Annotated in this window: 1 protein-coding gene; it reads right to left on the bottom strand. The window is 68.4% G+C overall.

Annotated features, from left to right (window positions below; genetic code table 11):
• Positions 1–374 (bottom strand): RICIN domain-containing protein (locus AOQ53_RS34790; protein WP_408055223.1); only part of this gene is annotated, 374 nt, incomplete at its 3' end.
• Positions 375–392 lie beyond the last annotated feature (18 nt).

Genomic DNA, 392 nt, shown 5'->3' with positions numbered 1-392 from the left:
TAACCATCCGAGGAATCGGCCAGCCGGAACTGCTGGTTGACGCCACCCGCATCGCCCCACTGCACAACGTCCGCGTGGTCGGCACCGGAGAAGTTGTAGACGTCCAGCACCTTGCCCGAGTGCTGCGCCTTCAACCGGTAGTAGCCACCCCCCGAGTCGACGAACCGGAAACGCTGGTTGGCCCCCTCGTGGCGGACCCACTGCGACAGACCCGCCCCGTCGGCAGTGCTCGCACCCGACACATCGAGCGCCTTGCCGCTGCCCCGGTTGACCAGCACGTACCACGCGTTCGTATCCACCGTGGCCGCCCGCGCCGTCCCAACGGAACCGAACCCACTCAGGAGCCCCACCACCAAGACGGTCACCGCGACCAGCACTCCCGCACGCCGCCC

It is taken from the genome of Streptomyces azureus, from assembly GCF_001270025.1.
In the GTDB taxonomy this organism is placed as follows: domain Bacteria; phylum Actinomycetota; class Actinomycetes; order Streptomycetales; family Streptomycetaceae; genus Streptomyces; species Streptomyces azureus.
Note: the sequence above shows the minus strand (reverse complement) of the source record. Positions and strands in the feature narration are given on the sequence as shown.